This window comes from Vibrio sp. 1978, assembly GCF_033344345.1.
Map to the genome: position 1 here is coordinate 1 of NZ_JAWPOP010000455.1, position 703 is coordinate 703.

1 protein-coding gene is annotated in these 703 nt (G+C 43.7%); it reads right to left on the bottom strand.

The features are described from left to right. Positions 1 to 145: 145 nt before the first annotated feature. A partial coding sequence (locus tag R8N49_RS27200; RefSeq protein WP_318190459.1) for a helix-turn-helix domain-containing protein occupies positions 146 to 703 on the bottom strand: 558 nt, incomplete at its 5' end.

The window sequence follows — 703 nt, forward strand, 5'->3', positions numbered from 1 at the left end:
TATTAAAATAGATTTTCTCACTCATGATCTTTTCCTTAGTTATCAGCACACTTGGCAAAAATAGAACGGGCGTGCTTTTTATGCTGATAAGAAAGAGCGAACTCTGTAGCTCTTTAAAATGAATCTTCGTTACCCGTAGACGGTGTTAACCTCTCCATCGAGCAAGCAAGTTGTCGATGCCTTGCCAAAATAGGCGTAAGCTCTCTTCCTCACCTTTGATCGAATAGAAAACATGCGCGCTCAGGTACTGCCCGTATAAATCGAACGTCGCCTGACGAGTATCTAAGTCGCTTATAAACTCTTGGTTTTCTTTGCCTTTCGCAATTTGAATTTCTAGATAACTTAACCAAGTATCAATCGCTTTACGTAATGCCGCTTGTAACGGACAATTTTTGTCTGCGGCATCATTCCACGCATCAAGGAACATACAGCTGCCTTGAAATGAATGGTTCCACGTCATCCAAGAATCCAACAACCCTCGGATTTTCCGCTCAATATTGCCATCACCAAGCCCGCGTGCAGGTTCAATCACTCTTTCAGCAAACACTTGGTTTGCGTACTCAAGCACGGAAAGCTGCAAATTCAACTTGGAGTTAAAGTGAGCAAACAGACCACTTTTGGACATGCAACACTGCTTCGCTAGTTCGCCAATGGTGAGACTTTCTAAGCCGTCTTCACTGGCAATTTCAAATGCGCGCTGCAG